The 8702-nt window shown below is 65.8% G+C and carries 8 protein-coding genes; 1 reads left to right on the top strand and 7 read right to left on the bottom strand.

Annotated elements, in window-relative coordinates; genetic code table 11:
* The 5 genes from VNJ47_13705 to leuC all read right to left on the bottom strand — a co-directional run.
* A partial coding sequence (locus VNJ47_13705; GenBank protein HXG29890.1) for a FimV/HubP family polar landmark protein occupies positions 1 to 704 on the bottom strand: 704 nt, incomplete at its 3' end.
* Between the two features lie 78 nt (positions 705 to 782).
* Positions 783 to 1811, bottom strand: coding sequence for an aspartate-semialdehyde dehydrogenase (locus tag VNJ47_13700; GenBank protein HXG29889.1), 1029 nt, complete (start codon positions 1809 to 1811; stop codon positions 783 to 785).
* 38 nt (positions 1812 to 1849) lie between these two features.
* Positions 1850 to 2923 (bottom strand): 3-isopropylmalate dehydrogenase, encoded by a 1074-nt coding sequence (gene leuB, locus VNJ47_13695; GenBank protein HXG29888.1) that lies wholly within the window; start codon positions 2921 to 2923, stop codon positions 1850 to 1852.
* Between the two features lie 184 nt (positions 2924 to 3107).
* Entirely contained in the window at positions 3108 to 3746 is a 639-nt protein-coding gene (gene leuD, locus VNJ47_13690) for a 3-isopropylmalate dehydratase small subunit (GenBank protein ID HXG29887.1), read from the bottom strand.
* A gap of 105 nt (positions 3747 to 3851) precedes the next feature.
* The gene (leuC, locus tag VNJ47_13685) at positions 3852 to 5258 is read right to left on the bottom strand and encodes a 3-isopropylmalate dehydratase large subunit (GenBank protein HXG29886.1); all 1407 of its coding nucleotides are present in this window, start codon (positions 5256 to 5258) and stop codon (positions 3852 to 3854) included.
* 140 nt (positions 5259 to 5398) lie between these two features.
* On the opposite strand from leuC, the gene VNJ47_13680 reads away from it, so the two are divergent.
* Complete coding sequence (locus tag VNJ47_13680) at positions 5399 to 6259, top strand: LysR family transcriptional regulator (GenBank protein ID HXG29885.1); 861 nt, start codon at positions 5399 to 5401, stop codon at positions 6257 to 6259.
* Positions 6260 to 6263: 4 nt separating this feature from the next.
* On the opposite strand, the gene VNJ47_13675 is transcribed toward VNJ47_13680, so the two are convergent.
* On the bottom strand, positions 6264 to 7430 hold the full coding sequence (locus VNJ47_13675; GenBank protein ID HXG29884.1) for an MFS transporter: 1167 nt from the start codon (positions 7428 to 7430) through the stop codon (positions 6264 to 6266).
* A 122-nt stretch (positions 7431 to 7552) separates the two neighbouring features.
* Entirely contained in the window at positions 7553 to 8653 is a 1101-nt protein-coding gene (aroC, locus tag VNJ47_13670; protein ID HXG29883.1) for a chorismate synthase, read from the bottom strand.
* Between the last annotated feature and the right edge of the window lie 49 nt (positions 8654 to 8702).

The following is an 8702-nucleotide window of genomic DNA, read 5'->3' as shown; positions in this document are numbered from 1 at the left end:
CGAATCTCGTCGGCGGGGGGGATGCGCAGCATGCTCCCGGCACGAATGCGGCTGATGCTGCCGTCGAAGGCCTCGGGATTGGCCTCGTAGATGGCCTGCATCATCTGTCTCATCGGGATGCTGTCGTCCGGGCGCAGCGCATAGGCGATGCTCCACAGCGTTTCCTGCGCCCGAACCGGGCCGTAGCTGCGCCCGTCACCGCCCGCTGCGGTCGCACGCGGCGGCGATTCCTCTAGGCCCGGATAGCCGCCGGGCGAGCGGGGCTCGCCGAAGCTGGTCTGCGGCTGTCGAGCAACCTGCCCGGACGCGATCACCGGCGGGTCCAGCAGCAGGGTGTACTCGCGCACCAGCCGGCCCTCGGGCCAATCGATCTCCAGCAGCATCGACACGAAAGGCTCGCGCACCGACTGCAGCGTAGTGACCTGCAGCACGGCCTGGTCCGGGGACGCACCTTCGACGACGCGGAAGCGCAGGTCATTCAGTACCGGCAAGCGCTCCACGCCCGCCCGCGCGAATGCATCGCTGGATGCGAGCTGGACGTTGATCAGGGGAATTTCGCCCGGCTTGACGGCGAACAGCGGGATTTCCGCCCGCAGCGGCTGATTGAGGGCGGAATAAACCTGGATGTCGCCGAGGCCCAAGGCCCAAGCCGAGTCAGCGAGCCATGCGAGGCAGAAAATCGCAGCCAGTGCGCGTTTGCGCATCGTCACTGTCCCTCGGGCCTGTCGAGGCCAGGCCTCCCACGGCGGACTCTCGCCGCCTGTCGTAAGTCCCTTTATACGCTAAAAATAGTCCCTGACCAAGACCTCCGCGATCTGAATGCTGTTGAGTGCCGCGCCCTTACGCACGTTATCGGAGACAACCCATAAATTCAGGCCGCGAGGATGCGAGATATCCTCGCGAATCCGGCCGACGTAGGTGGCATCGCGCCCGGCGCCCTCCGTCAGAGCGGTCGGGTAGCCCCCATCCTTGCGCTCGTCCAGTACCACCACCCCCGGCGCCTTGCGCAGCAGCTCACGGGCACGGTCGACACTGATCTTCTCCCGGGTTTCGATGTGCACGGCCTCCGAGTGGCCATAGAACACCGGCACGCGCACCGCGGTCGGATTCACCTGGATACGCTCGTCGCCCATGATCTTGCGGGTCTCCCAGACCATTTTCATCTCTTCCTTGGTGTAGCCGTTGTCCATGAACACATCGATATGCGGCAGCACGTTGAATGCGATCGGCTTGGGGTAAACCTTGGGCTGCGGCTGGCCCTGCCCGTTGAGCATCTGCGCGCTCTGCGCCGCCAGCTCCTCGATCGCCGGCTTGCCGGTGCCGGACACGGACTGGTAGGTGGCGACGTTGATGCGCTCGATGCCGACCGCGTCGTAGATGGGCTTGAGCGCCACCAGCATCTGGATGGTGGAGCAGTTCGGGTTGGCGATGATGCCGCGGTTCTTGTATTGCGCAATCGCCTGCGGATTGACCTCCGGCACCACCAGCGGAATGTCGGGTTCGTAGCGGAACTGCGAGGTGTTGTCGATCACCACGCAGCCGGCGGCCGCGGCCTTGGGCGCATACACGGCCGAGACCGAGGCGCCGGGCGAGAACAGGCCGATCTGCGCCTTGGAGAAGTCGAACTCCGCCAGGTCCTCGACCTTCAGCTGCCGGTCGCCGAAGGCGACGTGGCTGCCGGCCGAGCGCTCGCTCGCCACGGCATAGACGTTGCGCACCGGGAACTTGCGCTGGTGCAGGATCTGCAGCATGACCTCGCCCACCGCACCGGTGGCGCCCACGACCGCGACATCGAATTGCTTGCTGTTCACATTGCCTCCGGCAAACCTCAATAACGAACCCGAAAATCTCAGACCAGCAGATCCACCACCGCCCGGCCCATCTCGGCCGTGCCCACCGTCTTTTCGCCCGGCGCGGCGATATCCGCCGTGCGCAGGCCACGCTCGAGCACTGCGCTGACCGCCTGCTCCACCTTGCCCGCCAGGTCGGCGCGGCCCAGGCTATAGCGCAGCATCATCGCTGCCGAGAGGATGGTGGCCAGCGGATTGGCCACGCCCTTGCCGGCGATGTCCGGCGCCGAGCCGTGGATCGGCTCGTACAGACCCTTGCCGTGCTCGTCCAGCGACGCCGACGGAAGCATGCCGATCGAGCCGGTCAGCATCGAGGCCTCGTCCGAGAGGATGTCGCCGAACATGTTGCCGGTGACCATCACGTCGAACTGCCTGGGGTTTCGCACCAGCTGCATGGCGGCGTTGTCCACCAGCATGTGCGTCAGTTGCACGTCGGGATAATCCTTGGCGACCTCCTCGGCCACGTCGCGCCACAGCTGCGTGCACTCCAGCACGTTCATCTTGTCCACCGAGCAAACGCGCTTGCCGCGCTGGCGCGCGGCTTCGAAGGCCACGCGCAGGATGCGTCGGATCTCCGACTCCGAGTAGACCATGGTGTTGAAGCCGACCCGCTCGCCGTTGCGGGTCTCGATGCCGCGCGGCTCGCCGAAGTAGATGTCGCCGGTCAGCTCGCGCACGATCAGGATGTCGAGGCCCGCCACCAGCTCCGGTTTGAGCGAGGACGCCGCCGCGAGTTCCCGGAACACCGTGGCCGGGCGCAGGTTGGCGAACAGGCCGAGGTCCTTGCGGATCGCCAGCAGGCCGCGCTCCGGCCGCTGTGCACGCGGCAGCGCGTCATACTTCGGCCCACCGACGGCACCGAGCAGAATCGCGTCGGCGGCACGTGCCTTCTTTTGCGTTTCGGCCGGATAAGGCTCGCCGGTGGCGTCCACCGCGCAGCCGCCCAGCAGGGCTTGGTCCAGCTCGACGTCGAGGCCGTGCTTGGCCTTGAGCTGCTCGAGCACGGCCACGGCCTGCGCGACGATCTCCGGCCCAATGCCGTCACCGGGCAAAACCAGAATTTTTTTAGTCATCTCTCATTTCCCAATCGCACCCGGCTTCGGGCTTGTTTCCGCTCATGGCTCGCCTCGCCGCCGCTTGGGGAGCCTTCGCCATGTCTCGGCTCCCCTGCGCCTCGTACCTCGATTCGCTTCGCTCACCCTTCGGGCTCCCGCTCGGCTGCGCTTTACTTCGCTCCGACAAGCCCCGAAGCCGGTGCTAGCTGAACAGCCACGGCGCCTGCTGCTTGCGCTTGGCCTCGTAGGCGCGGATCTCGTCCGCGTGCTGCAGCGTCAGGCCGATGTCGTCCAGGCCATTGACCAGGCAGTGCTTGCGGAAGGCGTCCACCTCGAAATGGAAGCGCTCGCCCGCGGGCGTGGTGACCGTTTGCGCCGGCAGGTCGATGGTCAACCGGTAATCTTCGGTCGCCTGCGCCTCGCGGAACAGCTGGTCCACCTGCGCCTCGGCCAGGATCACCGGCAGCACGCCGTTCTTGAAACAGTTGTTGAAGAAGATATCGGCATAGCTCGGCGCGATCACGACGCGGAAGCCATAGTCTGCCAGCGCCCAGACCGCATGCTCGCGCGAGGAGCCGCAGCCGAAGTTCTGGCGTGCCAGCAGGATCTCGGCGCCGGCGTAACGCGGCTGGTTGAGCACGAACGCCGGGTTGGGCCGGCGGGTGGCCGGGTCCACGCCCAGGTCGCCCGCATCCAGGTAGCGCCAGTCGTCGAACAGGAACGGGCCGTAGCCGGTCTTGCGGATCGACTTGAGGTACTGCTTCGGGATGATCGCGTCGGTGTCCACGTTGCTGCGGTCCAGCGGCGCGACCCGGCCGTTAACGACGTTGAAAGGTTTCATGATCGAAATCCCCGAGAGTCCGCGAATGAACGCCAATCCACGCGGATAAGCGACTTGGTTTCCATAAGCGAGTTGCCCGTACATTCGCGTTCATATGCGAGCCTTTTATATCTTCCGGATGTCCACGAAATGTCCCGCCACCGCGGCGGCCGCGGCCATGGCGGGGCTGACCAGATGGGTGCGCCCGCCCTGCCCCTGCCGGCCCTCGAAGTTGCGGTTGCTGGTCGAGGCGCAGCGCTCGCCCGGTTCCAGGCGGTCGGCGTTCATCGCCAGACACATCGAGCAGCCCGGCTCGCGCCATTCGAAGCCCGCGGCCTTGAAGACGCGATCCAGGCCTTCGGCCTCGGCCTGTCGCTTGACCAGGCCCGAGCCCGGCACCACCAGCGCCAATTTGACGTTCGATGCGACACGCTTGCCCTTCACCAGTTGCGCGGCCGCGCGCAGGTCCTCGATGCGCGAGTTGGTACACGAACCGATGAACACCTTGTCCACGCGGATCTGTTCGATCGGCGTGCCCGGCTCCAGACCCATGTACTGCAAGGCGCGCGCCATGCTCTCGCGCCTGACCGGATCGCTCACGTCGGCAGGATCGGGCACGTGCGCGTCCACCGGCACCACCATTTCCGGCGAGGTGCCCCAGGTCACTTGCGGGCGGATGTCGGCGGCATTCAGGCGCACCACCTTGTCGTAGTGCGCGCCTGCATCGGAATGGAGCGTGCGCCAGTAGGCCACGGCCTTGTCCCAGTCCGCGCCCTTCGGCGCGAAGGGCCGCCCCTTCACGTATTCGATCGTGACGTCGTCCACCGCCACCATGCCGGCGCGCGCGCCGGCCTCGATGCTCATGTTGCAGACCGTCATGCGGCCTTCCATGGACAGCGCACGGATCGCCTCGCCGCCGAACTCGATCGTATGGCCGGTGCCACCGGCGGTGCCGATCTTTCCAATGATCGCCAGTACGATGTCCTTGGCGGTGATGCCCGGCGCCACCTGCCCGTCCACGCTGATCAGCATGGACTTCGACTTCTTCTGCAGCAGGCACTGCGTTGCCAGCACGTGCTCGACCTCGGAGGTGCCGATGCCGAAGGCCAGCGCGCCGAAGGCGCCGTGCGTGGAAGTATGCGAATCGCCACAGACGATGGTCATGCCCGGCAGGGTCGCGCCCTGCTCCGGACCAATCACGTGCACGATGCCCTGGCGGATGTCGTTCATCCGGAATTCGGTGATGCCGAATTCCGCGGCATTGGCATCCAGCGCCTCGACCTGGGCGCGCGAGATCGGATCGGCAATGCCTTGCGTACGGTCCGGGGTGGTGGGCACGTTGTGGTCGGCCACCGCCAGGTTGGCCGAGACCCTCCACGGCTTGCGGCCGGCCATGCGCAGGCCATCGAAAGCCTGCGGGCTGGTCACCTCGTGCACCAGGTGGCGATCGATGTACAGCAGCGCCGTGCCGCTCTCATCCACGCGGACCACATGGTCGTCCCAGATCTTGTCGTACAGCGTTCTGGCGTTCATGGCTTTGAAGTCCATCGTACCGGCGCAGGCCGGTATCCACTGCCTTTGAGGTGAGCAAAGTTTAGGCAGTCTCCATCAATTACTCAAATGAATCGTTTTCATATATTCTATTCCATTATAGAATTTGTAGGGCCGCCGCCATGGACACGCAATTCCTCAAGGCCTTCGTCGAAGTCGCTGAATCCGCATCTTTTTCCCGCGCTGCCGAGGCACTGCACCTGAGCCAGCCGGCAGTCAGCAAGCGTATCGCCGCGCTGGAAGCGCAGCTCGGCCGGCCCCTGTTCGATCGCATCGGACGCGAAGTGCACCTGACCGAAGCAGGCCAGACCCTGCTGCCCCACGCCCGGCGCGTACTGCAGGAGATCGAGGACAGCCGCCGGGCCCTGACCCGCCTGTCCGGCAGGGTGAGCGGCCGGCTGTCCATCGGCACCAGCCACCACATCGGCCTGCACCGCCTGCCGCCAGTGCTGCGCGCCTACGTCCACCAATATCCGGATGTGGACCTGGACATCCATTTCATGGATTCGGAAGAGGCCTGCCTCGCGGTAGAACAGGGCAAACTGGAACTGGGCATCGTCACCCTGCCACCCGAACCGCTGCCGCGGCTGGAACAGCGCGAGATCTGGCCCGACCCGATGAGCATCGTGGTGGCGCCGAACCATCCGCTGGCGCGGCAGAAAAAAATCGGCGTGCGCAATCTCGCCGGCTATCCCGCCCTGCTGCCGGACGAGAAGACTTACACCCACGGCATCGTGAAAAAGGCCTTCAACGCGCTCGGCCTGGAACCGCGCGTGCGGCTGGCGACGAATTACCTCGAGACCTTGAAGATGCTGGTCAGCATCGGCCTGGGCTGGAGCGCCCTGCCCGACTCCATGGCGGACGAAACCATCGTCAGACTGAAAGTGCCGGAGATACGCCTGGCACGCCGGCTGGGTGTGGTCTGGCACGAGCGCCGCAGCCTGTCGAATGCGGCGGAAGCGCTGCTGGGCTCATTGCGCTAATGCGTCAGGCGGCGTTGCGCGCCGGTGTTTCAAGCTTCAGCCACCGCCACGCCACCCACCAGCCGAGCGCGGCCGATACCGCCGCCATCCAGTACACCGAATCCGGCGAGAGCGTTTCCCACAGGTGGCCGCTCAGCAGCGCGCCCAGCGCGCCGCCGGCGCCGAAGCTGACCGCGCTGTAGAACGCCTGTCCGCGCCCCTGCAGGCGGCCGCGAAACATCTGGTGGATCAGGTGCACCGATACGGCGTGATACACGCCGAAGCTGGCCAGGTGCAGGCACTGGATCAGCAGAAGCATCGCCAGCTGGTCCACAAAGATCACCTGCAATGCCCAGCGCAGCGCGGTCAGTCCCAGCGCCCACAGCATGAGGCTGCGAGCGCCGAAGCGCCCCAGCAGCCGCGCCATGTAGACGAACACACCCACCTCGGCGATCACGCCCAGGCTCCACAGCAGGCCGATGCTGGTCTTGCTGTAGCCATGCTGCTCCAGGTACAGCGAGAAGAAGCTGTAATACGGCGCGAAGCTGAGCTGCGACAGGAAGCAGGCCACCAGCAGCGCAATCACCTCGGGCCGCCGGATGACCCGCAGCAGGCCCTCGGCCGACCCGGTCGGCTCTTCCTGCGCCCGTGCATCCGGCACGCTGAGACTCAGCAGGCCCATGGCCAGCAGGAGGCCGGCAATCAGCCACGGCACCGGCTTCAGGCCGGTCTGGTCCAGAACCGGACCCAGCACCAGCACCGCCAGCACGAAGCCGACCGAGCCCCACAGGCGGATCACGCCATAGTCACCCTCGCGGCGATACAGGTGGTTGAGCGTCAGCACCTCGAGCTGCGGCAGCACGGCGTTGAGGCAGAAACTCAGCAACAGCATCTGCACGACCAGCCAGGCCAGCTGCCCGCCCTCCAGCGGCACGGCAAAGGTCAGCGGCGCCAGCAGCGCGGCGATACGGATCATCGGCAGCCGCACCTGCCAGTGATCGGCCAGCCAGCCCCAGGCCAGCGGCGCGATGATGCGCACGCCGGAATAGGCGCCAGAGGCGATGCCGATGTCCAGCGGCGTGTAGCCGCGCCACTGCAGGTACAGGCCCCAGTACGGCAGGAAGGCGCCGATGGCGGCGTAGTAGAAAAAATAAAAGCCCGACAGGCGGGCGTAGGGCAGAGGTGCCGACATTAGCGGAGCATTCGAGAATAGAACAGGATTAACAGGATGTTTCAGGACGAGCAGGATGAGTTCGTTCTTGAAGCAAGGCGACTTTTATCCTGCTCATCCTGTGAAATCCCGAGCATCCTGTTCTATTTCTTGATTGCGGGAATCCGCGGGGTGGACGGCACGACATCGCCGCACTGCGCGCGGTGGCGCAGCGCATGGTCCATCAGCACCAGCGCCATCATCGCCTCGGCAATCGGCGTGGCGCGGATCCCGACACAGGGATCATGCCGGCCGGTGGTGCGCACCTGGGCAGCCTCGCCCTTCACGTTGATGGTCTTGCCGGGGATGGCGATGCTCGAGGTCGGCTTGAGCGCGATGCTGGCCACCACGTCCTGGCCGGTGGAAATGCCGCCGGCGATGCCGCCGGAGTGATTGGACAGAAAACCCTGCGGCGTCATCTCGTCGCGATGCTCGCTGCCCTTCTGCGTGACGGCGGCGAAACCGTCGCCGATCTCCACGCCCTTGACCGCATTGATGCTCATCAGCGCGGCGGCGAGATCGGCGTCCAGCCGGCTGTAGACCGGCTCGCCCCATCCCGGCGGCACATTCGTCGCGACCACGTTGACCCGCGCGCCGATGGAATCGCCCTCGCTACGGATCCTATCGATGAATCGCTCCAGCTCCGGCACGCGCGCCGGGTCCGGGCAGAAGAACGGGTTCTGGTTGACGGCCGCCAGGTCCTTCACTTCGAGGCGGATCGGGCCCAGCTGGGCCAGGTAGCCGTGGATCCCGATGCCGTAACGTTCGCGCAGCCACTTCTTCGCGATGCCGGCCGCGGCCACGCGCACCGCCGTTTCGCGCGCCGAGGCGCGGCCGCCGCCGCGCGGGTCGCGAAAGCCATACTTCTGTACATAGGCGTAGTCGGCGTGGTTGGGCCGGAACACGTCCACGATCTTGTCGTAGTCGTAACTGCGCTGGTCCACGTTTTCGATCAGCAGCGCGATCGGCGTACCGGTGGTGCGCCCCTGGTACACACCGGACAGGATCCGGACCGTGTCCGGTTCCTTGCGCTGGGTGACGTACTTCGACTGGCCCGGCTTGCGGCGGTCGAGGTCCTGCTGCAGATCGGCCTCGCTCAGTTCCAGCCCGGGCGGGCAGCCGTCCACCACGCAGCCGATGGCGGGGCCGTGGCTCTCGCCAAAGCTGGTGACGACGAACAGATGGCCAATACTGTTGCCAGACATTCCGATCAATCCGGGAAATAGCGACAGGAAGGATGGGATTGTCAGGATC

Source organism: Nevskiales bacterium (genome assembly GCA_035574475.1).
Taxonomy (GTDB): domain Bacteria; phylum Pseudomonadota; class Gammaproteobacteria; order Nevskiales; family DATLYR01; genus DATLYR01.
Note: the sequence above shows the minus strand (reverse complement) of the source record. Positions and strands in the feature narration are given on the sequence as shown.